The following is a 22,331-nucleotide window of genomic DNA, read 5'->3' on the forward strand; positions in this document are numbered from 1 at the left end:
GGTCCGGCCGGAACAGGCCACACCCCCCGGTCTTGAGCCGGCAGCGCGGGACCCTCGGGCTCGCGCTGCCGCCCTGGCCGGGCCATCCTGGCGATGGCCCCGACGGCTTACTTCTTGAGCGTGTCCCAGTTCTTCTGGATCTCGCTGGCCACCACCTTGGCGTCCTTGCCGCCGACGTAGTCGACCATGCCGGTCCAGAAGGCCCCCGCGCCGATCGCACCCGGCATCAGGTCGGAGCCGTCGAAGCGGAAGGTGGAGGCGTTGAGCAGGATGTCGCCCATCTTCTTCAGCGTCGGATCGCCGTAGACGTCGGTGTTCACGCCCTTGAACGGGGTCAGGAAGCCGGTCTGGGCCATCCACACCTCATGGGCAATCGGCGTCTTCAGGAACTCGATGAAGGCGCGGGCGGCGGGGCTGTCCTTGGTGATGGAGAACAGCGTGCCGGCGCCCAGCACGGGCTGGCCGAGATCCTTGGAGGCATAGGCCGGGAAGTAGAAGAAATCCACGTCCTCGCCGATCTTGGTGCCATCCGGGAAGAAGGACGGAATGAACGAAGCCTGACGGTGCATGTAGCACTGCGGCGGCGAGGCGAAGAGCCCCTTCGGGCTGTCGCGGAAGTCGATCGACCCGACGCCCTCTGCACCGCCCATGACATACGTGTCGTTGCGGGCGAAGTGACCGAATTCCTCGATCGCGGCAACGACCTTCGGATCGTCGAACTTCAGCGCGTTGGAGGTCCAGGCGTCGTAGTCGGCCGGCGACTGCGTGCGCAGCATCAGGTCCTCGACCCAGTCAGTGGCCGGCCAGCCGGTGGCCGCGCCCGAGCCCAGACCGATGCACCACGGCGTGCCGCCGTCGGCGACGATCTTGTCGGTCAGCGCCTTCAGCTCTTCCATGGTCTTGGGCACTTCATAGCCCGCGTCCTCGAAGTTTTCCGGCACGTACCAGACGAGCGACTTCACGTCGACCTTGTAGAAGAAGCCGTAGAGGTCTTCCTTGCCGTCCTTGCCCTTGAAGGTGGACAGGTCCACCCAGGACTGGCCGGCAGCATAGTTGTCGCGCAGCCACGCGGCGGTGTCCGCGCCCAGCGGGGCGAGCTGACCCTTCGATGCCAGGTCGCGGGCAAGACCCGGCTGCGGGAAGATGGCGATGTTCGGCGGCGATCCGGCCTCGGCGTCGATCACGATCTGCTGCTCGAAGCTGTCCGACCCGGAATAGTTGACCCTGGCGCCGGTTGCGGCCTCGAAATAGGCGATGACGCTCTCGACGAGCTCCTTGTCCGGGCCAAGCCAGGGGCCGAGCACGGTGATTTCCTGCCCCTTCAGATCCTGCGACTTCAGGGCCTCGTAGCTGGCCCAGTTGAATCGGGAATCCTGACCGGGCGCGAACTTCAGCTCCTGAGCCGCCGCCGTGCCAGTCATCAGGGCAAGTGCAGCCGCACCCGCCAGAAACACGCTCTTCATCGCTAACCTCCCAGTTGCGAGCGCGCCGAGCGCGGCGCGCAAACTCCGTCGCGGCGGAAATTCAAACCGCTTTGGATGACGCACACTCGCCGATTGCCGAATGAGAGTCAATCGGGCAGTCGCAAGATTCAAGAAAGGTCAAGATTTCTGCCATTTCCCTTTTGCAGTGCAACAGAAATCGGCAGCATCTGCCCTTTGACGGACAGGCACGGGGCCGTTAAGGTTGCGTGAAATTCAAAGCGGTTTGGAAATTGGCTACCCATGAACCTCAAGGAACTGGCCCACCAGCTCGGCCTGTCGCCCACCACGGTCAGCCGTGCGCTCAACGGCTATCCGGAGGTGAACGAGGCCACGCGCGAGCGGGTCATGGCAGCCGCCAAGCGCTTCAATTACCGGCCCAATTCCCGGGCGCAGCGGCTGGCGACGGGCCGGGCGCTCGCCATCGGCCATGTCATCCCGATCGCGTCCAAGCACGAGATGGTCAACCCGGTGTTCGCCGACTTCATCGCCGGCGCGGGCGAGACCTATTCGCGCAACGGCTACGACATGGTGCTCTCCGTCGTGCCGGACAACGAGGAGGAGGCCGCCTACCGGGAGCTGAAGGCGCGCGGCAGCGTTGACGGTGTCATTGTCCACGGCCCGCGCATGGATGATCCGCGCGTGCGCCTGCTGGCCGAGATCGGCCTGCCCTTCGTCGTGCACGGGCGGGCGAGCGGCAGCCAGACCCCCTACTCCTGGCTCGACGTCAACAACCGCCGGGCCTTTCGCCGCGCCACCGACTTCCTGCTCGACCTTGGCCACCGCCGGATCGCGCTGATCAACGGCCTCGAATTCATGGATTTCGCCATGCGCCGCCGCATCGGCTTCACCGAGGCGCTGGAGGCTCGCGGCCTGACGCCGGCGCCCGAGCTGCTGTCGAGCGCCGAGATGACCGAAGGCCGGGGCCATGCCATGGCAGCGGGCATGCTCGCGCTGCCCGAGCCGCCGACGGCCTTCCTCGTCGCCTCGATGATTTCAGGCATGGGCGTGCGCCGCGCCGTCGAGGAACGGGGCCTCAGGATTGGCCGCGATGTCTCGATCATCATCCACGATGACGACCTCAGCTACATGAAGAATGGCGAGGACGTGCCGATCTACACCGCCACACGCTCGTCGGTGCGCGAGGCGGGGCGGCAGGCGGCGGAGATGCTGCTGTCGATCATCGCCGAGCCGTCGGGCGAACCCCAGACCCGACTGCTGGAGGCCGACCTGATCATCGGTCAGTCCACCGGCCCCGCCCCTGCGGCCTCTGCCCGTCCCGTTCCGGCCCACGCAAGGACCTGACCGTCATGCACGTCACCCGTTCCGATTTTCCGTCCGGCTTCCTGTTCGGCGCTGCCACCTCGAGCTACCAGATCGAAGGACATGGCCTTGGCGGCGCGGGCCGCACCCAGTGGGATGACTTTGCCGCCACGCCCGGCAATGTGGTGCGGGCCGAGAATGGTGCACGCGCCTGCGAGCACTATCTGCGCCTCGATCAGGATCTCGACCTGATCCGCGACGGCAATTTCGACGTCTACCGCTTCTCCACCTCCTGGGCCCGCGTCATTCCCGAGGGCCGCGGCCAGGTCAATGGCGAGGGGCTCGACTTCTATGACCGCCTGGTCGACGGGCTGCTCGAGCGCGGCCTGAAGCCCGCCGCCACGCTCTATCACTGGGAACTGCCCTCGCCGCTGCTCGATCTCGGTGGCTGGCGCAACCGCGACATCGCCGGCTGGTTCGCCGACTACACCGACGTCATCATGCGCCGCATCGGCGACCGCGTCTGGTCGGCCGCCCCCATCAACGAGCCCTGGTGCGTGGCCTTCCTGTCGCATTTCATGGGCCACCACGCCCCCGGCCTGCGCGACATCCGCGCCACCGCGCGCGCCATGCACCACGTGTTGCTCGCCCACGGCCGCGCGATCCAGGCCATGCGGGCGCTGGGCATGGGCAATCTCGGCGCGGTCTGCAATTTCGAGTATGCCCAGGCCGCCAGCGACAGCGCCGCCGACATCGAGGCCGCCCGGGTCTATGACGGCTACTACAATCGCTGGTTCCTGTCGGGCATGTTCCGCAAGGAATATCCGGCAGAGGTGCTGGAGGCCTTCCTGCCGCACATGCCGGCGGGCTGGCAGGACGACTTCGACGTCATCGGCACGCCGGTCGACTGGTGCGGGCTCAACTACTACACCCGCAAGCTCATCGCCGCCGATCCGGCCAGCCCCTGGCCGTCCTTGCGCGAGGTCGACGGCCCCTTGCCGAAGACGCAGATGGGCTGGGAAATCTATCCCGAGGGGCTCGAGCATTTCCTCAAGCGCACCCACGCCGACTACACGAAGGGCCTGCCGCTTTATGTGACTGAGAACGGCATGGCCAATCCGGACGTCATCGAGGGCGGCGCGGTGGAGGATGCCGGCCGCATCGCCTATATCGCCAGCCATCTCGAGGCCGTGCGCCGGGCCGCCTCTGCCGGGGTTCCGGTCGCAGGCTATTTCGTCTGGTCGCTCATGGACAATTACGAGTGGTCGCTCGGCTACGAGAAACGCTTCGGCCTTGTCCATGTCGACTTCGACACCCTCGCCCGCACCCCCAAGGCCTCCTACCACGCCCTGCGCCGGGCCCTCGCGCGCTAGGGAGACCGCGCAGGCAAGACAGCGGCGCAATCTTGCGGGAAAGCCTCGCCCTCACGTCATCCCGGCCGAGCAACGCGAGAGCCTGGACCGGAGAGCCGAGGACGCGGTGGGTCCGCGACCCCGCCTGCGAAACACCTTGGCACTCCGGTCCCGGATCTCCGCTTCGCTGCGTCCGGGAAGACGCCACGGAGTATTTTCAGCAACCAATGGTGCCGGGATGCTCACACCTGGAACACGTCAGCCCACTCCTTATGGCGCTGGCGCTGGGCGTTGACGAAGGGGCACAGCGGCACGATGCGGAACCGACCGGCCCGCGCGGCGTCCACCATATGCGCCACCAGCTTCTGGCCGACGCCCATGCCGCGCATGCTGTCCGGCACGCCGGTGTGGTCGGCAATGATCAGGCCGTCATTGACGATCGAGAACGTGATCTCGGCCTCGCCTTCGACACCCTCGACAATCGCGACGAACCGGCCCCGGCCAGCGCCGCGCTCTTCCCGGATGGTCACACCCACATCACTCATCGCGTCTCTCCGTCCTGTTCATCTGGCGCGCAGGTCCCGCGGCCTTGATGTCATGCGAGAAGCCTCGCAGACCGGCTTCACCTGCGCCAGCCCGCTGACGACGGACACATTGTTCATCAATCTTGCAGCAATGCGACGGCTGGCCTGCGCACTGTCTCGATTCGGTTGCATGTGACCTGATCATCACTGTCCTGTGCCGAAAACGGTCCCGCCGCAGGTTCCGGCTTGATCCGGGCCGGGATTCCAAGCCCTCTTGCGGTCATGCCGCCGCGCGTCGCGGCGTTGCCCGACTGTCTGAAGGTGTTCACATGGACAAGCCCGCCCTCCCTGGTGCCTCGCTCGACGGCCGCGTCGAGATCGACACGCAGGAGCTCCTGTCCGCGAACTGGGGGCGGCTGACGAAATACGGCTTCCGCTATCGCCGCTCCGATGGCGACTGGCAGCCGCAGGTGCGCGAGGTCTATGACCGGGGCCACGGTGCCGTGCTGTTGCCCTATGACCCGGTGCGCCGACACGTGCTGCTCACCCGCCAGTTCCGCCTGCCGGCGCTCGTCAGCGGCCATGCGGAGGAGCTGATCGAGGCCCCGGCCGGCCTCCTTGACAATGCCGATCCGGAAACGCGCATCCGGCTGGAGGTGGAGGAAGAGACCGGCTACCGGCTCGGCCCCGTCGAGCGCCTGTTTGCCCCCTTCATGAGCCCCGGCTCCGTCACCGAGCGCCTCACCTTCTTCATCGCCCCCTATTCCCCGGCCGATCGCATCTCCGACGGCGGCGGCAAGGCGGATGAGGGCGAGGACATCACCGTGCTCGACCTGCCCTTCGACGAGGTCATGGGTCTCGTCGCCGCCGGCCGCATTCCCGACGCCAAGACCATCCTGCTCCTCTACCACCTCGCCCTGACGGTCTTCCGCGCTTAAGAACTCCGACGCACTGTGAGGTTGCGGGCAAAATCCGCCCCCTCCGGCGTCATCCCGTGCGCAGCGTAGCGCCGAGCCGGGACGACGAGAGAGGGTTTGTCATCAACCTCGGGGCGCGCCACCGGCGCGCCCTCCCTTGTCTTCAGTCCTGTCCGCCCGGCGTCAGCCGACCAGCGCGTTGTCCTGGCGCTTGATCGCAATCACGGACGAGCGCGGCAGCTTGCCCTCGCCGTCCGGGAAGGGGGCGTCCGGGTGCTGGATGCCGACGAACAGGGTGCGCCGGTCGGCGGACCAGGTCAGGCCGGTCACTTCCGAACCCTTCGGGCCGGTCAGGAAGCGTTCGATGCGGCCGGTGACGGGATCGCCGGCCAGCATCTGGTTGTTGCCCTGACCGGCGAAGTCGCCCTCGTTGGTGTCCTCGCCATCGGTCTGGATCCACAGCAGGCCGGTGGTGTCGAACATCATGCCGTCGGGCGAGTTGAACATGTTGCCCTCGTTGATGTTCGGCGAGCCGGCATAGGCGCTGTCCTTGTGCACCACCGGGTTGCCGGCCATCAGGAACAGGTCCCAGCGGAACGCGGTGCCGGCATGGTCCTCCTGGTCCGGATACCAGCGCACGATCTGGCCATACTGGTTCTTCTCGCGCGGGTTGACCGCATTCACGGTCATCTCGTCGCCGCCAGCGTTGGTGCGCATCTTGCCGTCCTTCACTTCACCGCGGCGGGTGTTGTTGGTCAGGCAGCAATAGGCTTCGATGGCGACCGGATTGACCGCGACCCATTCCGGACGGTCCATGGTGGTCGCCCCCACCCTGGAGGCCGCCTGACGGGTGAAGACCGCGATCTCGTCCGCCGCCATGCCGGTCGTTTCCGGGGTCAGCGCCAGCCACTCGCCGGTGCCGTCGTCGGAGAACCTGGCGACAGAGAGCACGCCTTCGTCGAGCAGCTTGGAGGTGTCGCCACCGGGCACGTAGACGTCGTTGGAGACATACTTGTAGAGGAACTCGCCGCGCTCATCGTCGCCCATGTAGACGACCACGCGCCCGTCACGGGCGATCACGACGGCCGCGTTCTCGTGCTTGATGCGGCCGAGCGCGGTGCGCTTCACCGGGGTCGAGCTGGCGTCGGACGGGTCGATCTCGACCACGTAGCCGGCGCGGCGCGGCTCGTTCGGGTTCTTCGCCACGTCGAAGCGCGGATCGAACTTTTCATAGGCATAGCGGGTCTCGGCGACGATGCCGTAGCGCTTGTAGTCATCCGGCAGCTTGAAGGCCGCGTCGGTGGTGCCGAAGTAGCCGTTGAAGTTTTCCTCGCAGGTCAGATAGGTGCCCCACGGGGTCTTGCCGGCGCCGCAATTGTTGAAGGTGCCGAGGCTCTGCGTGCCGGTCGGGTCGGCTTCCGTCTTCAGAAGGTCGGAGCCGGCGGCCGGACCGGAGATCTTCATCGGCGTCAGATGGGTGATGCGGCGGTTGAACGGGCTGTCGACGACGATGCCCCAGCCGTTCTCGCCTTCCGCGACTTCCATGACGGTGACGCCCTGCAGCTTCTGCAGCTTCATCACGTCTTCGGCGCTCGCCGGCGTGCCCTTGTCCGTCTTCGGCAGGTTGATTTCCGGGTTCACATATTCGTGGTTGACGGCAATCACCTGGCGGTTGCCGATCAGGAACAGCTCCATGCCATCGGTGTTTTCGCCGAACACCTGATCGGCCGAGGCCGCCTCGCCGCCGGTCTCGTGGCTGAAGGGCGCCGCACTGGAAAACAGCGGATCGCCCCAGCGCGCCAGGACCTTCCAGGTGTAGCCCTCGGGCACATGCACGGTGCCGTCGGTGGCGATGGCGACCGGCTTGAAGGCAAAGCGTCCACCCTGACCTGCACCCTGCCCCGCCGTCTGGGCTGCGGTCTGGGCCTCCGCCGAGGTGCTCGACATCAGCGCGCCAAGGCTTCCCATGGCGGCCGCCGCCGAGCCCATGGCGAGGATGCCGCCGAGAAAGCCGCGCCGCGACAGGGCAGCCTCGACCACGCGGTCAAAGTCGGTGACGGCAGGGGGCGGCGTCTGCAGTTCGTCCCAGGCGTCAAACGACAGGCTGGACGGGGTGGTCTCGGTCATGGCTGGCCTCCGGTAGCTGGCTTGATGGGAGGGCAGGTCTGGTCTCCCGCCGCCCCCTCACTTGCGTAACGACGTTACGTCACACTGCCATGACGGTGCCCCGCATGGCCGGCCTTGCGTCAGCCCTGCCGGCCGGCCTGCCGCTCCAGGTCGAGCATCCGGCGCAGATGCGCCTCGGCGGTGGCCGCATCCAGGCCGGGATAGCCCCACAGCACCAGCCCGGCAAAGCCGTCCTGCATGGCCGACAGCCGCAGCGCGGTTGCCGCCGGATCGGGCAGCCCCCACGCCGCCTCCCGGTTGAGCCGCTGCAGCAGTTCCGTCAGGCCGGCAAGAAAGGCGCGCTGCGCCCGGTCCAGTTCATCGGCCAGCAGCCGGTCCGTGGCCGCCAGCTCCGTCGCCTCCAGCCACAGCCGCAGGAAGGGAACCGCCTCGGGGATGAAGCAGGTGCGCAGGTAGCCGTCGATCAGCTGCAGCGCCGGAACATCGGCCCGGAACTGGTCGGCCACCACGCCGGCATAGATCTCGGCAAAGGCATGGGCACGCAGCTCCGACCAGGTGAAATAATGGTTGAGCAGGCCTGTCCCGACACCACAGCGGTCGGTCACATCCCGCGTCTTCGTGCCGCCGAATCCGCGCTCCAGCAACAGGTCCGCCGTTGCCGAGATCATGAGCGCCCGGCGTTCGTCCCCCGTTCGCCGCGCCCGTGCCCGTACCCGTGCCTGCGCCTCCGGCACAGTCGCGAGCCCCTCCCCGATGGCCATCCCAACCTCCTGGTTGCAGCCCTTGACAATTGAGCAGGCGCTCAATATTCACTTGAGCGCTTGCTCAAGTCAGGATAGCGCGATGGCCGCCCCCCGCAACCCCGAAGTCGATCTTCTGCGCAGTTTTGCGCTGGTCGGCATCTGCATCGTGAACCTGCCGGTCGTCGCGATCTATGATGCGCCCGAGCCGCTGCGCGCGCCGACCGGGCTCGACGAGATCGTCTATTTCGCCAATGTGTGGCTGCTGGAAGGCAAGGTCTTCCCGCTGTTTGCCTTCATGTTCGGCTGGGGCATTGCCGGCCAGCAGGCGGCCGCAGCGCGGGACGGGGTGGCGTTTTCCGGTCGATATGCCCGCCGCCTTGCCGGGTTGCTGGGGCTTGGCGTGCTGCATGCGCTCTTCGTCTACACCGGCGACATTCTGGTCCTCTACGCGCTCCTCGGCCTGCTGGTGTGGCCGGTCCTCGGCTGGTCGGGTCGGCGTCTTGTCAGGCTGGCGCTGGCGATGGTCCCGGTTGCCGCGCTTGCCTATGTGGGCCTCGGCGCACTGTATCTCACCGGGTTTGGCGAGATCGGCGACGGCCCGGAGATCACGACCTTCCTGGATGCGGTTGCCTACCGGCAGCTCGACTGGCCCTCCACCTTCTGCGTCGTCGTGCTGTTCAACGGTCCGGCCGCCTTTGCCGCCTTCTGCCTCGGGCTCGCGGGCGCGCGGGCGGGCCTGCTTGGCCAGGACAATGCCTGCTACCTGTGGCTGCGGCGACGGAGTGTCCCGATCGCGCTCGCGGGGCTTGGCATCAGCCTTGGCTATGCCCTTGCGGAGGCCGGGTTCGAGGCCGACACACCCTCCACCCTGGCGATTGTCGGCATGGGTCTCGGCCCCATCGGCGCGCTGTTCCTGTCGACCGCCTATCTTGTCGCCATTGTCGAACTGGCCCGTCGCGTCCGTTTCCCCCAGGCCTTTGTCGCAACGGGACAAAACTCGCTCACCACCTACGTGCTGCAGGGCGTGATCGGCGGGGCCCTCGTCTCGGGCTACGGGCTGGCGCTCGGTCCGCACCTCGGCTCTGCCGGCTATCTGGCGGTCGCCCTGCTCGTCGTTCTCCTCACCATGCTGTTTCTTCGTGTCTGGCAGATCTGGTTCCGGCGCGGGCCCCTCGAAGAGGTCCTGCGCGCCATCACAGGCAGCCGCTGACACACGCAGAGGTCGAGGGCATGGCGGCGATTGTCCAGGTTCCCCACCCCCGCTGCCTGCCTCCGGCGTAACCGGTCCTGCGGTGCCCCCCGCAGGGCCGGTTGCATTTTTTTGAGCCGGCGCACGACCGCCGGCGACGCCTGCGAAAAGCGCGGCAATTCCCCGGTTTCTCCCGTCCCTGCCCCCTCATGACAGCCCTGCGGCCGTGGCTGCGGAGCGCGTCGGCTTGCGCCGGACCGCGCGCAGGCGCTTGACAGCGTCTCGCGTCGCTGCCAGCATTTCACTGCAACAACATACATTCTCTTATAATGAAACCTTCCTGGAGGATGACATGATCCGGACCCTCACCGGCCGCACCGGTCGCATCACAACGCTCTCCCTCGCTGCGTTCCTTGGCTCCACGGCCCTTGCCCTTGCTGCCGGCAAGATCGACGTCGCCATCATCGGCGAGCCGCCCACCCTTGACCCGATGATGTCCACGGCCGATGTCGTCAGCATCGTCACGCAGCATGTCTACGAGACGCTCTACACCTTCGACGAGAACTGGGACGTGGCCCCGCTGCTGGCGGAATCGCTGCCCTTCATCTCGGAAGACGGCAAGACCTACAAGATCCCGCTGCGCGAGGGCATCACCTTCCACGACGGCTCGGCCATGGACAGCGCCGACGTTGTCGCCGCGCTGAAGCGCTGGACGACCGTGGCGGCCCGCGGCAAGTCCGTCGCCGGCATGATCGACAGCATCGAGGCCGAAGGTCCGAGCGTCGTCGTCATCAAGCTGAACAAGCCCTATTCGCCGCTGCTGTCGCTGCTTGCCTTCTCCAACTCCGCCGCCATCGTGGTGCCGCAGGAGATCCTGGGCGAGAAGCTGTCGGCCACTGTCGGCACCGGTCCCTACAAGCTGATCGAGCATGCGCCGGACCGCTACATCCAGCTTGGCAAGTTTGACGGCTTCAAGTCCCGCAGCGAGCCGTCCAGCGGCAGCGCCGGCGCCCGCGCCCAGACGCTGGACGAGATCCGCTTCGTTCCGGTTCCGGATGCCAACACCCGCGTCGAGGGCCTGATCTCGGGCCAGTTCGCCTTCGCCGACAGCCTGCCGACCGAAGCCTTTGGCCGTCTTTCGGAGAGCGCCAGCGTCGAGCCGGTGCTGCTGCGTCCGTTCGGCTGGCCGCTGTTTGCCTTCAACCTGAAGAAGGGCATCGGCACCAACCTCGGCATCCGCCAGGCCGTACAGGCCGCCCTGTCGCCCGATGACATGCTCTTCGCCGCCTTTGGCGACGACAAGTACTTCGTCGTCGACGCAGCCCTGTTCCCCGAGCAGTTCCCCTGGAACAACGAGGAAGGCAAGGAGCTCTACGCCCAGGCCAACCCGGAAAAGGCCAAGGAAATCCTCGCCAAGGCCGGGTACAAGGGTGAGCCGCTGCGCATCCTGACCTCGCGCCAGTACGAGTTCCACTTCAAGATGGCCGAAGTGGCCAAGATGAACCTGGAAGCCGCCGGCTTCACCGTTCAGCTCGACGTCGTCGAATGGGCCACCCTGATCGAGCGTCGCGGCAATCCGGACCTGTGGGACATCTACATCACCCACTCGCCGTTCCTGCCCGAGCCGACGCTGACCAACCTTTATGTCGAGAACTCGCCGATCGGCTGGGTCAGCGCCAACCGCGATGCGGTCTACGCCCGTCTGACCGGCGAGAGCGATCCGGTCGCCCGCCAGGCTGCCTTCGCCGAGCTGCAGAAGCTCGTCTACGAGGAAGTGCCCTTTTACAAGGTTGGCGGCTTCAATGCCGTCATGGGCAAGAAGAAGGACCTCTCCGGCGTCACCCTGACCCCGTGGCCGTTCTTCTGGAACGCCAAGCTCGGGAACTGACCTGACAGTCGCGGCCTCCCCGCCGCTGTCATGGCGGGGAGGCCGACCGACACCCTGCGCTGCAAGCCGGCCGCAGGCCCTCTCCCCCCTTTTAGGGGGAGATGTCTGCGACAGCAGACAGAGGGGGGGAGCAGCGCGTCAACGCAAAGCTGCCTCTCGAAAGTCGGAAAGTCCGCATCCCCCCCTCTGCCCCCTGCCGGGGGCATCTCCCCCTCAAGGGGGGAGAGGGCTCGGGGCAAGGACCATCGCCAGACGTTCCGCAGCGCCGATGAACAGATCGTCGGCGTCGCCTTGGAAACCAAGTTTCACCGCCAGAGGTCCCGCCCATGGCCAACTACATCCTGAAGCGATTTGCCGGCATGGCACTGGTGATCTTCATCGTGCTGACGCTGGTCTTCGTGCTTGTCCGGCTGGCGCCCGGAGATCCGGCGGCGCTGATGCTGGGACCGGAAGCGACGGCGGCGGACATTGCCGCGCTGCGCAGCCAGCTCGGTCTCGATCAGCCCATCCTGGTGCAGTATCTTGCCTTCATCGCCGACGTGCTGCGCGGCGATCTCGGCACCTCCATCTTCTTCAACCAGCCGGTTGCCGACGTGCTGATCGCCCGCGCGGAACCCACCGTGTTCCTGACGCTGTTCTCGATCCTGATCGCCGTCGCCATCGCCCTGCCGGTCGGCATTGCCTCCGCCTACACCCGCGGCTCGCTGTTCGACCAGGGCACCCTGTCGACGGCCATCCTTGTTGCCTCCGTGCCGTCCTTCTGGCTCGGCCTCATCATCCAGCAGCAGCTCGGCAGCAATCTCGGCCTCCTGCCGGTGTCCGGCTATGGTCCGCCGGAGGCGAGCTTCGGCGAGCGCATGACCTACCTGATCATGCCGGCCATCGTTCTCGGGATCGTCAACTCCGCGCTGATCATCCGCTTCACCCGCGCCTCGATGCTGGACGTGCTGTCGGAGGATTTCGTCCGCACCGCCCGCTCCAAGGGCATGAGCGAATCCCGCGTCGTCCTGAAGCATGCCTTCAAGAACGCGCTGATCCCGATCGTCACCGTGGTGGGCCTCACCTTCGCGCTGCTCATTTCCGGGGCCGTCGTCACCGAGCGCGTCTTCAACCTGCCCGGCATCGGCTCGCTGGTGGTGGGGGCCGTGCTCAGGCGCGACTATCCGACCATCCAGGGGGCGCTGATCGTCGTCGCGGCCCTCTATGTCTTCGTCAACTTCCTGATCGACATGCTGTACCTGGCCATCGATCCCCGCGTGAAATACTGAAAAGGAGCGTGTCATGGCCGGTGCTTCGGCGGCAGGTGCCGCTCCCAGCCTCTTCAAGGTGCTCATCCAGCGCCGTTCGGTGGCCCTCGGGCTTGCCATTCTCGCGGTCGTCGTCTTTGCCGCGGTCTTTGCCGACCTGATCGCCCCGCACGATCCGGGCGTGATGTCGGTGCGCAACCGGCTGAAGCCGCCCGGCGCCGAGTGGTGGTTCGGCACCGACGAGTTCGGCCGCGATGTCTTCACCCGGCTCATCTACGCCGGGCGGGTGTCGCTGATCGTGGGCATCGGCACCGCCGTGCTGGCCTCGGTCATCGGCATCATCCTCGGGCTCACCGGCGGCTTCTTCCGCAAGCTCGACGCGCCGGTCAGCCGGCTGGTCGACGCGATGATGGCCTTCCCGGACATTCTTCTGGCGATCTCGCTGGTGGCGGTCCTTGGCGGCTCGCTGTCAAACCTGATCCTGGCGCTGTCCATCGTCTATGCCCCGCGCGTCGCCCGTGTCGTGCGTGCGGCAACGCTGGTCATCCGCGAGCTTCCCTATGTGGAGGCGGCCCGGGCGCTCGGCACCTCCACCTGGCGCATCCTCGTGCACCACATCCTGCGCAACATGGTCTCGCCCGTGATCGTGCAGGCGACCTTCATCTTTGCCTATTCGATGCTGGCCGAGGCGGGCCTCTCCTTCCTCGGCGTCGGCGTCGATCCCTCGACCCCCACTTGGGGCTCGATGATCAACGGCGGCCGGCAGTATATTGGCACGGCCGACTGGCTGATCCTGTTCCCGGGCCTCGCCATCACCCTGTCCGTCCTGTCGCTGCAGATCGCCGGTGACGGGCTGCGCGATGCCCTTGACCCTCGCCTCTCCAAGGACCTCTGACACCATGACTGCCCGCACGCTCACCAACTTCCGCGCCATCGGCTTTGCCCGCAACCCGGGTGCCGCGCTCCACATCGACGCCGACGGCCGGATCGTTGCCGCGCCGGTGGCCGGGGCCGAGACCATCGACCTCGCCGGCGCCTACCTGTCGCCCGGCTGGGCCGACCTGCATGTGCATGTCTGGTATGGCGGCACCGACATTTCCGTCCGCGCCGACTATTGCGGCGTCGCCCATGGCGTGACCGCAATGGCGGACGCGGGCTCCTCGGGCGAGGCCGCGTTCCATGGCCTGCGCGAGTATGTCATCGAGAAGCAGCCGGAAACGGTGCGCGCCTTCCTCAACATCGGCTCGATCGGCGTCGTGGCCTGCAACCGCGTGCCGGAGCTGATCGACCTGCGCTTCATCGACGTGGACCGGACGCTGGCCGTCGTCGAGGCGAACCGCGACGTGATCTGCGGCATCAAGGTCCGCGCCAGCGGCGTCATCACCGGCGCCTGGGGCATCGGGCCGGCCAAGATCGCCAAGCGCGTTGCCGAAATCTGCGAGCTGCCGCTCATGGTGCATGTCGGCGAGCCGCTGCCGATGATCGACGAGGTCTTCGCCATCCTCTCCGAAGGCGACATCGTCACCCACTGCTTCAACGGCAAGCGCACCGGCTCCATCACCGACACGCCGGCGCTGATGCAGATGGCCAAGGATCTCGCCCGGTCGGGCGTGCGCATGGACGTCGGCCATGGCGCGGCCTCCTACAATTTCGCCGTCGCCCAGCGCGCCATCGGCGAAGGCCTGATCCCCTTCTCCATCTCCACCGACCTGCACCAGAACAACATCGACGGTCCGGTGCATGACCTCGCCACCACCGTCTCCAAGCTGATGATGGCCGGCCTCACCCTCGACCAGTGCATCACCGGCATCACCACCAACCCGCGCTCCGTCATGGGTCTCGGCGAGCCGGGCGTCGGCGACCGGGCCGACTTCACCGTCTTCACCATCGAGGACGCGGACGAGCCGGTGTCGGACAGCCAGGGCAACCACAGCCGGCTGTCGCAGGTGTTCCAGCCGAAATACGCGGTGCTCGGCTCGACGGTCTACCAGGCGCGGCGGAGGAAGACGTGAGCACGGACAACGCACCGGAGATCGCCCAGGACATCGTCCTGAAGGTGGAGAACCTCTCCACCTCCTTCCTGTTCAAGCGCCGGACCGTTCCGGCGCTGCGGGATGTCACCTTCACCCTGCGCGAGGGCAAGACCCTCGCGCTGGTCGGCGAGTCCGGTTCGGGCAAGTCGGTCACCTCCCTGTCGATCCTGCGGCTCCTGTCCTCGCCCGGCCAGATCGTCGGCGGCTCCATCCTCTACCGCACGCGGTCGGGTGCGGTGCTGGACCTGGCCGGGGCCAGTGCCCGGACCATGCGCCAGGTGCGCGGCGGCGAGATCTCGATGATCTTCCAGGAGCCGATGAGCTCGCTCAACCCCTTGATGCGGGTCGGCGACCAGATCGGCGAGATGCTGACGCTGCATCTGGGCCTGCGCGGCGCGGCGATGCAGACCCGCGTGCGCGAGCTGCTGGAGCTGGTCGAGATCCCGGCCGCTGCCCGGCGCATGTGGGACTACCCGCATTCCATGTCCGGCGGCATGCGCCAGCGCGTGATGATCGCGCTCGCGCTCGCCTGCAATCCGCGCCTGCTCATTGCCGATGAACCGACGACGGCGCTGGACGTGACCATCCAGGCCCAGATCCTGCGGCTGATGCAGCGGCTGCAGGGCGAGCTTGGCATGTCGATCCTGTTCATCACCCATGACATGGGCGTGGTGGCGGAAATGGCCGACGAGGTTGCCGTCATGTATGCGGGCGAGGTGGTCGAGCAGGGCGCGGTCCGGCCCCTGTTTGCAAGGCCGAGCCATCCCTACACCACCGGTCTGCTGGCCTCGATCCCGAGCGCCGCGCGCGGCTTTGCCGAGGACGGCACCCGCCTGCCGCTGCAGGCGATCCCCGGTTCGGTGCCCTCGCCGCTGGACCTGCCGCCGGGCTGCACCTTCGCCCCGCGCTGCGCCAGCAGCGAGGCGAGCTGCCGCGAGACCGCCCGTCTCGCCCCGCTCGGACCCGATCACCTCACCCGGTGCTGGAAGATGAGGCAAAGCGCATGACCGCCACCCCGCTTCTCTCGATCCGAAACCTCACCAAGGTGTTCGACACGCCCGGCGGCAAGGTCCGGGCGCTGACCGACGTCAGCCTCGACATTCCGCGCGGCTCCATCCTCGGCCTCGTCGGCGAATCCGGCTCCGGCAAGACCACGCTCGGGCGCTGCGTGCTGCGGCTGATCGAGCCCACCTCCGGCCAGGTCGTCTTCGACGGCACCGACATCACGGCACTGGGCGCCCGCGACATGAAGGCGATGCGCAAGCGCATGCAGATCGTCTTCCAGGATCCCTTCTCCAGCCTCAATCCGCGCATGCGCGTGCACGAGATCATCGGCGAGGCGCTGATCGCCCATGGCATCGGCAAGACCGGCCGCGAGCGGCGCGACCGGGCCGCCGCGCTGCTGGAGGAAGTGGGCCTGCGCCCCGACCAGCTCGACCGCTTCCCGCACGAGTTCTCCGGCGGCCAGCGCCAGCGCATCGGCATTGCCCGGGCGCTCGCCGTCGACCCGGATTTCATCGTCGCCGACGAATCCGTGTCTGCCCTCGATGTCTCGGTCCAGGCCCAGATCCTCAACCTGCTCAACGACCTGCGGCAGAAGCGCGGGCTGACGATGCTCTTCATCGCCCATGACCTGTCGGTGGTGGAGTATCTCTGCGAGGACGTGGCCGTCCTCTATCTCGGGCGCGTCATGGAGGCCGGCGACTGCCGCAGCATCTATGCCGCCCCCAGCCACCCCTACACCCGGGCACTGCTTGCAGCCGCCCCGGTTCCCGACCCGGATGCGCCGCGCGCCGGCGTCATGCTGACGGGCGACATTCCCAGCCCGCTCAATCCGCCCTCCGGCTGCGTCTTCCACACCCGCTGTCCGGTGGTGATGGAGGACTGCCGCCAGCTCCTGCCCACCCCGCAGCCGGCCCGCTCCTCCGTTACGGCCGCCTGCCACCGCCTCAACGAGACCGTTTCATGCTGATATCCCCGATCGAGATTTCCGAACGTCTGGCCAGCACCGGCATTCCCGTCGCGCCGCCGGCTCCGATCGGGACCTTCGCCAATGCCCTGCTGGTGGACAACCTGCTCTACGTGTCCGGCCAGGGCCCCGTCGAGATCGACGGCAGCCTGCACACCGGCAAGGTCGGGCGCGACGTCAGCGTCGAGGAGGCCTATGCCCATGCGCGGCTGGTCGGCATGAACATCCTCTCCGCCGTGCAGGCGGAGCTCGGCGGCTGGGCGCGGTTCCGCCGCGTGGTCAAGGTTCTGGGGATGGTCAATGCGGTCGACACGTTCTGCGACCATCCGGCCGTGATCAACGGCTGTTCCGACCTCTTCATGGAGGTGTTCGGGCCGGCGGCTGGCCGCCATGCCCGTTCGTCCTTTGGCGTGGCCTCGCTGCCCCGGCAGATCACCGTGGAAGTCGAGGCCGTGTTCCTGGTTCACCCGGAATGAGCTCAGCGCCGTCCGCCATGTTCGACACCGGCCTGGCGCTCGATCAGGTCTGCGGCATCGCGGACGGCATCACAGATCTCGTCATGCCGCTCGCTGGCGCGCTGCTCCGGCAGCACCACCGAGATCGTCGCCACGCAGGCGCCCGTCGCGTCGCGGATCGGCGAGGCGATGCAGGCCACCGCATAGTCGGACTGGCCGATCTGGATCGACAGGCGGTTGCGGAAGTCGGTCTCGGCCTGTTCCGTCAGGCGCAGCGGATCGGTCTCGGCCCGCTCGGTCGGGGACGGCCGGCTGCAGGCGGAAAAGACGGCCAGACGCTCATGCGGCGGCAGATGGCCGACCAGCAGGCGGCCCGACGCGGTCCAGTTCAGCGGCACCCGCGTGCCGACGTCGGAGGTCACCCGGAAATGGCCGATGCCGTCGGCCATGGCGGCGACGACCATCATGTCCTCGTCCCGCACGCAGACCTGCACCGTCTCGCCCAGCCGGCGCGCCAGGGTGTGCATCTCCTGCCGGGCGAGGGCCAGCAGGTTGGTGCCCTTCTCGAAGGCGATGCCGTAACGCAGCGTGCGTGGCCCGAGCCAGACCGTGTTGCCGGCCCGGCGGCTCAGCAGGCCGCGGTCGACCATTTCGGCGACCAGCGTGTAGATGGTCGAGATCGGGGCGCCGACAAGCTTGGCAATCTCGTAGGCCGTCAGCTCGCGCTCCTCGGCGCAGAGCGTGTCGAGGATCTCGAGCATGCGGTCAATGCCATGGGCGCGCTTGCGCGGGGACTTTGCGTCCTTCTCGGGCGCCTCGGCAGACGTTTCGGTGGTCACAGGCAAGAACTCCGCTTAAACTATATTTCACTGTAACGAAACATATTCCAGGATAACAGGATCATGCTGGAAACTCACGACATGCGCAACTCCGGCTCGGGCCTCGATCTTTCGATTTTGCCCCGGGTGATCAACGTCAACGGCACCATGACCAGCCTCGGCGCGTCGATCATGGTGCCGGAGGCTATCGCGGCCCTGCAGGAAATTGCACCCCGCTTCGTGCCGATGCACAGGCTTCAGCGCGAGGCGAGCCAGCTCATCGCCGAGCTCACCGGCGCCGAGGCCGGGTTCGTCACCGCCTCCGCTGCGGCCGGCCTGTCGCTGGCCATTGCCGCCACGATGACCGGCCTCAATCCCGGCCGGGCCGAGCAGCTGCCGGACACGACCGGCATGAAGAATAGGGTCGCGATCCAGCTTGGCCACATGTGCCATTATGGCGCAGCCGTCGACCAGTCGATCCGTCTGGCCGGTGCGGTCCCGGTGCCCGTCGGCCAGTCGACGCAGGCCCTCGACCACCAGCTTGAGCATGCGCTGGCCGGCGGCGACGTGGCTGCGGCGCTCTATGTCGTCTCGCATCATGTGGTCGAATACGGCCAGATCCCGCTCGACCGGTTCGTGGCCATTGCCCATGCCCATGGCGTGCCGGTGATCGTCGACGGCGCGTCGGAGTATGACCTGCGCCGGTTCCTGCAGCTGGGTGCCGACGTTGCGATCTACTCCGGCCACAAGTTCCTCGGCGGCCCCACGTCCGGCATCGTGGCCGGGCGGCGCGATCTCGTTCGCGCTGCCTACCTGCAGAACATCGGCATCGGTCGCGGCATGAAGGTCGGCAAGGAGAGCATCTGGGGCGTCATGGCCGCGCTCAACGCCTGGAAGACCCGGGATCATGACGGCATCCGGGCGCGCGAGCAGGCTGCCCTCGACCTCTGGCAAAATGCCGTCGCACCATTCCCGGGTGTCACCGCACGCCGCAATCCGGATCCGACCGGCAACCCGCTCGACCGTCTGCGGCTCGACATCGACGCCCGCGTGCTGGGCGCGAGTGCGCTGGCAATCGTCAGGGCGATGGCCACGCTCGAGATCCCGGTGATCCTGCGCGATCACGAGGTCGAACTCGGCTGGATCCAGCTCGACCCCTGCAACCTGCATCCGGGTGATGCCGAGATCGTTGCCGAGAGCCTTGTCGCCGTGCTGACGCGGGCCCGTGCCGGTGCCCTGCCCGAGCCGGATGTCACCGCCCATCGCAACGGCGGCATCCTCGCCTACCTCAACCCGGACCTGTTCTGAGCCGGTCCGGTCCGGGGCCAGACCGGTCCCGGCGCCGTCAAGGTCAAGCCTGCGCCACCAGTCCTTCCCTCCCCCGCAGCCATCCCGCTGCGATCCGGGAGCAGGCAAAGGGCTGGTGGCGCTGCTTTTTCACTCCGCGACGGTGAGGATCTCCTCCAGCGGCTTCTTCAGCTTGGCGACCGCCGGCACCTTGGCATCCTCGGCCGGGTGCCCGACGGCGATGATCATGATCGGCTTTTCCGACTCGGGCCGGCCCAGCATCCCGTTCAGGAATTTCATCGGGTTGGGCGTATGCGTCAGGGCCACCAGCCCCGCCGTGTGCAGCGCCGTCAGCAGCACGCCGCAGGCAATGCCGACGCTTTCCGGCACATAATAGTTCTTGAAGCGCGTGCCGTCGTCAAACTGGCCCCAGCGCTGTGCGAACACCACGATCAGCCAGGGCGCGATGTCGAGATGCGGCTTGTCGGCGGTCGTGCCGATCGGCTCCAGCGCCTGAAGCCATTCGTCTCCCGCGCCACCGGCATAGAAGGCCTTCTCCTCCTCCTCGGCAGCCAGCCGGATCTGGTGCTTGAAGTCCGGGTTGGCGATGGCGACGAAGTGCCAGGGCTGATGATTGGCTCCCGACGGCGCGGTGCCGGCGGCGCGGATGCAGTCCTCGATGACGCGGCGCGGCACCGGACGCGCGGAGAAGTCGCGCACCGTGTGGCGCTTGCGCACATGCTCGTAGAAGCCGCGCGCGGCCGTCTCCATCTCGGCATCGGACAGCGTCATCCGGTCGGGCAGGTCCAGCGCCTCGTACTTGATCTTGGCCTTGGCAAACATGCGATCCTCCATCGCGGCAGGGGGTACGTCAGGCCTCATGGCTGCACCAGTTCACAGTGATAATCAATCCCCTCCCCGTTGCAGCCCTCTGGCAGGTCACGCCGGGCCCGGCCGCAGGCGGCTCTTTGCCGGCCCCTGCCGCGTTCCGCGCGGCCGCGCTGAACCGGACTGCCGGCGGCTGCGTAGAACAAACAGGATCAGACACTTGGCCAGGAACCTCCGCATGCCTCTCGACCTGTCCGGCCGCAGCCCGGCCCTCGCTTCCTTTCCGGGCGGTGGACTTGCCGTCGTCATCGGCGCCAGCGGGGCCATTGGCGCCGAGATCGCGCGGCAGACGGACGCCAGCGGGCGCTTTGCCCGGGTGCTGCGGCTGGCGCGCCGGCCCGGAGCCGGTGACCTCGTGCTCGACCTGACCGACGAGGCCACCATTGCCGCTGCGGCTGCCGCGATCGGCGCCACCGGTCTGCCGCTGCGCTTCGCCTTCGATGCCACCGGCATGCTGCATGACGGGGCCATCCAGCCGGAGAAATCGTGGCGTCAGCTCGACGCGCTCGCCATGGCCCGGTCCTTTGCGATCAATGCCATTGGCCCGGCCCTGCTCATGAAGCACCTGCTGCCGCTGCTCGCCGGCGACGGCAAGGCGGTCTTTGCCACGCTTTCGGCCCGGGTCGGCAGCATCGGCGACAACGAGCTGGGCGGCTGGTACAGCTACCGCGCCGCCAAGGCGGCCCTGAACCAGCTCGTGCGCTCGGCCGCCATCGAGCTGGCCCGCAAGCGTCCGGCAGCCGCCTGCGTCGTGCTGCATCCGGGCACGGTCGCAAGCCGCCTGTCGGACCCCTTCGCCAAGGCCGGCCTGACCGTGCGCCCGCCCGAGGAGGCCGCGGCCCGCCTGCTGACGGTCGTCGACGCGCTGGAAGGCCGTCACACCGGCAGTTTCCATGATGCCGAGGGAAAGGAGATCGTCTGGTGAGCCAGGAGCCGACATCCGCATCCGTGCCCCCCTCCCCACCCGTAGCCGTGCCTGCGCCGGCGGACACCGCCGCACGCGGACCGGCCCTGACCGTCTATTTCGACGGTGCCTGTCCGCTCTGCTCGCGCGAGATCGCCTGGTATCGCAGCTGTCGCGGTGCCGACACCGTCGCCTGGGTGAATGTGGCCGAAACGCCGCGCATGCCGCCGGATCTCGACCGCGAGACCGCGCTGGCGCGGTTCCACGTCCGCCTTGCGGATGGCACCCTCGTGTCCGGGGCTGCCGGTTTTGCCGCGCTCTGGCGCCGCCTGCCCGCCTTCCGGCTGCTCGGATGGATCGTCAGCTTCAGGCCGGTGACGGCGCTGGCCGAGCGCGCCTATCTTCTCTTCCTGCCGCTGCGGGCCAGGATGCTGGCGCGGCTGCGGGGCCCCGTGACCGGCGGCTCCCGAACCGACGGGGACCTGAGTGAGGGCTCCGGCGACACCGGCGACGACTGCGGCTGCGTGCCGCCGCTGGCGCGCGGTGCCGGCGAGACCATGTCCCGGCGCCGGCCGCGCCTGCCCTCGGGGCGTGCGGCGCGTGGCCAGACGCCGGAGGCCCTGTCATGAGCCTGTCCACCGCGCCGCAGCGCCCCGCTGACGCCGCCCCGGCGGCGGTTCCCGTCCCGGCCGTCTGGCTCGGCGCCACCGGCGTCATTCCCTTTGCCGCGCCGACGCTGCTGCTCCTGGTCGCGCCCGGTCTGGTGCCGGCACCGCTGGCTCCGCTGCTGCCGCTGGCGCTTGCCGCCTATGGCGCGGTCATCCTGTCGTTCCTCGGGGGCGTGCACTGGGGCCTCGGCCTCAGCGCCAGCATGGCCGGCCGGACGGATCCGGGCCTGGCCCGGCGGCTGGTCATCAGCGTCATTCCCTCGCTGGTCGGCTGGGTCGCCCTTCTCCTGCCGGCGGCGACCGGGCTCCTCCTGCTGGCGCTCGCCTTTCCGCTGATGCTGGCGGTCGATCTGAAGGCCGCGCGCGAGGGGGCGGTGCCTGCCTGGTATCCGCGCCTGCGCATTCCGCTGACGGCCTGCGTCACCGCGCTGCTGCTCGCCGGCGCGCTGATCCAGGGCTGATTTCAGATATAGCAACCGGGCCGCGGCGAAGCCGGCCCAGTTCATCGCCAGTCAATTGGCGGTTCCCGGGTGGGCGAGACAGAACCCGGCACCTCGGAGATGCTTCCCGACATCGGA

General features: G+C 67.7%; 21 protein-coding genes. 15 read left to right on the plus strand and 6 right to left on the minus strand.

From position 1 onward, the window contains the following. Positions 1-107 precede the first annotated feature (107 nt). A complete protein-coding gene (locus tag GWI72_RS10625; RefSeq protein ID WP_161708630.1) occupies positions 108-1,463 on the minus strand; it encodes an ABC transporter substrate-binding protein in 1,356 nt (451 codons plus the stop codon). 261 nt (positions 1,464-1,724) lie between these two features. Between GWI72_RS10625 and GWI72_RS10630 the strand changes: the two genes are divergently transcribed. Together GWI72_RS10630 and GWI72_RS10635 are read left to right on the plus strand one after the other, a co-directional pair. Beyond that, positions 1,725-2,786 carry a LacI family DNA-binding transcriptional regulator gene (locus GWI72_RS10630; RefSeq protein WP_161708631.1) on the plus strand — a complete coding sequence of 354 codons (1,062 nt, stop codon included), beginning with the start codon at positions 1,725-1,727 and terminating at the stop codon, positions 2,784-2,786. Positions 2,787-2,791: 5 nt separating this feature from the next. Beyond that, positions 2,792-4,117: a GH1 family beta-glucosidase gene (locus tag GWI72_RS10635; protein WP_161708632.1), complete on the plus strand. Its 1,326-nt coding sequence runs from the start codon at positions 2,792-2,794 to the stop codon at positions 4,115-4,117. 221 nt (positions 4,118-4,338) lie between these two features. On the opposite strand, the gene GWI72_RS10640 is transcribed toward GWI72_RS10635, so the two are convergent. Next, positions 4,339-4,641, minus strand: coding sequence for a GNAT family N-acetyltransferase (locus GWI72_RS10640; RefSeq protein ID WP_161708633.1), 303 nt, complete (start codon positions 4,639-4,641; stop codon positions 4,339-4,341). A gap of 308 nt (positions 4,642-4,949) precedes the next feature. Between GWI72_RS10640 and GWI72_RS10645 the strand changes: the two genes are divergently transcribed. Next, the gene (locus GWI72_RS10645) at positions 4,950-5,558 is read left to right on the plus strand and encodes an NUDIX domain-containing protein (RefSeq protein WP_161708634.1); all 609 of its coding nucleotides are present in this window, start codon (positions 4,950-4,952) and stop codon (positions 5,556-5,558) included. Positions 5,559-5,720: 162 nt separating this feature from the next. On the opposite strand, the gene GWI72_RS10650 is transcribed toward GWI72_RS10645, so the two are convergent. Both GWI72_RS10650 and GWI72_RS10655 read right to left on the minus strand, forming a co-directional pair. After that, positions 5,721-7,664, minus strand: coding sequence for a PhoX family protein (locus tag GWI72_RS10650; RefSeq protein WP_161708635.1), 1,944 nt, complete (start codon positions 7,662-7,664; stop codon positions 5,721-5,723). Positions 7,665-7,783: 119 nt separating this feature from the next. After that, positions 7,784-8,425, minus strand: a complete 642-nt coding sequence (locus GWI72_RS10655; protein ID WP_161708636.1) for a TetR/AcrR family transcriptional regulator — start codon at positions 8,423-8,425, stop codon at positions 7,784-7,786. A gap of 82 nt (positions 8,426-8,507) precedes the next feature. Here GWI72_RS10655 and GWI72_RS10660 point away from each other — a divergent pair, with 82 nt between their 5' ends. The 8 genes from GWI72_RS10660 to GWI72_RS10695 all read left to right on the plus strand — a co-directional run bounded on the left by GWI72_RS10660 (position 8,508) and on the right by GWI72_RS10695 (position 17,209). Continuing rightward, positions 8,508-9,617 (plus strand): DUF418 domain-containing protein, encoded by a 1,110-nt coding sequence (locus GWI72_RS10660; RefSeq protein ID WP_161708637.1) that lies wholly within the window; start codon positions 8,508-8,510, stop codon positions 9,615-9,617. Between the two features lie 331 nt (positions 9,618-9,948). Next, positions 9,949-11,484 (plus strand): ABC transporter substrate-binding protein, encoded by a 1,536-nt coding sequence (locus GWI72_RS10665; RefSeq protein WP_161708638.1) that lies wholly within the window; start codon positions 9,949-9,951, stop codon positions 11,482-11,484. A 326-nt stretch (positions 11,485-11,810) separates the two neighbouring features. Next, positions 11,811-12,752, plus strand: coding sequence for an ABC transporter permease (locus GWI72_RS10670; RefSeq protein WP_161676216.1), 942 nt, complete (start codon positions 11,811-11,813; stop codon positions 12,750-12,752). Positions 12,753-12,765: 13 nt separating this feature from the next. Beyond that, positions 12,766-13,626, plus strand: a complete 861-nt coding sequence (locus GWI72_RS10675; RefSeq protein WP_161676217.1) for an ABC transporter permease — start codon at positions 12,766-12,768, stop codon at positions 13,624-13,626. 4 nt (positions 13,627-13,630) lie between these two features. Then, positions 13,631-14,743 carry an amidohydrolase/deacetylase family metallohydrolase gene (locus GWI72_RS10680; RefSeq protein WP_161676218.1) on the plus strand — a complete coding sequence of 371 codons (1,113 nt, stop codon included), beginning with the start codon at positions 13,631-13,633 and terminating at the stop codon, positions 14,741-14,743. Beyond that, positions 14,740-15,771, plus strand: coding sequence for an ABC transporter ATP-binding protein (locus GWI72_RS10685; protein ID WP_348272660.1), 1,032 nt, complete (start codon positions 14,740-14,742; stop codon positions 15,769-15,771). The genes GWI72_RS10680 and GWI72_RS10685 overlap by 4 nt, the downstream gene beginning before the upstream one ends. Next, positions 15,768-16,736 carry an ABC transporter ATP-binding protein gene (locus tag GWI72_RS10690; protein WP_161708640.1) on the plus strand — a complete coding sequence of 323 codons (969 nt, stop codon included), beginning with the start codon at positions 15,768-15,770 and terminating at the stop codon, positions 16,734-16,736. Before GWI72_RS10685 ends, GWI72_RS10690 begins: the two co-directional genes overlap by 4 nt. Then, entirely contained in the window at positions 16,730-17,209 is a 480-nt protein-coding gene (locus tag GWI72_RS10695; protein WP_161676220.1) for a RidA family protein, read from the plus strand. The genes GWI72_RS10690 and GWI72_RS10695 overlap by 7 nt, the downstream gene beginning before the upstream one ends. 2 nt (positions 17,210-17,211) lie before the next feature. On the opposite strand, the gene GWI72_RS10700 is transcribed toward GWI72_RS10695, so the two are convergent. Next, positions 17,212-18,027, minus strand: a complete 816-nt coding sequence (locus GWI72_RS10700; protein WP_348272661.1) for an IclR family transcriptional regulator — start codon at positions 18,025-18,027, stop codon at positions 17,212-17,214. 81 nt (positions 18,028-18,108) lie between these two features. Between GWI72_RS10700 and GWI72_RS10705 the strand changes: the two genes are divergently transcribed. Next, the gene (locus GWI72_RS10705; RefSeq protein ID WP_161709149.1) at positions 18,109-19,314 is read left to right on the plus strand and encodes an aminotransferase class V-fold PLP-dependent enzyme; all 1,206 of its coding nucleotides are present in this window, start codon (positions 18,109-18,111) and stop codon (positions 19,312-19,314) included. 129 nt (positions 19,315-19,443) lie between these two features. Here the strand turns inward: GWI72_RS10705 and GWI72_RS10710 are convergent, their stop codons facing one another. Next, positions 19,444-20,136 (minus strand): nitroreductase family protein, encoded by a 693-nt coding sequence (locus GWI72_RS10710; RefSeq protein WP_161676221.1) that lies wholly within the window; start codon positions 20,134-20,136, stop codon positions 19,444-19,446. Positions 20,137-20,359: 223 nt separating this feature from the next. Here GWI72_RS10710 and GWI72_RS10715 point away from each other — a divergent pair, with 223 nt between their 5' ends. From GWI72_RS10715 to GWI72_RS10725, 3 genes are read left to right on the plus strand one after another with little or no spacing between them, the layout of a single operon-like run. Next, positions 20,360-21,106 (plus strand): SDR family oxidoreductase, encoded by a 747-nt coding sequence (locus GWI72_RS10715; protein ID WP_161708641.1) that lies wholly within the window; start codon positions 20,360-20,362, stop codon positions 21,104-21,106. Continuing rightward, the gene (locus GWI72_RS10720) at positions 21,103-21,714 is read left to right on the plus strand and encodes a thiol-disulfide oxidoreductase DCC family protein (RefSeq protein ID WP_348272662.1); all 612 of its coding nucleotides are present in this window, start codon (positions 21,103-21,105) and stop codon (positions 21,712-21,714) included. The genes GWI72_RS10715 and GWI72_RS10720 overlap by 4 nt, the downstream gene beginning before the upstream one ends. Then, positions 21,711-22,214: a DUF3429 domain-containing protein gene (locus tag GWI72_RS10725; protein WP_161676223.1), complete on the plus strand. Its 504-nt coding sequence runs from the start codon at positions 21,711-21,713 to the stop codon at positions 22,212-22,214. Before GWI72_RS10720 ends, GWI72_RS10725 begins: the two co-directional genes overlap by 4 nt. Positions 22,215-22,331 lie beyond the last annotated feature (117 nt).

This window comes from Pannonibacter sp. XCT-53 (assembly GCF_009915765.1).
Lineage (GTDB): Bacteria > Pseudomonadota > Alphaproteobacteria > Rhizobiales > Stappiaceae > Pannonibacter > Pannonibacter tanglangensis.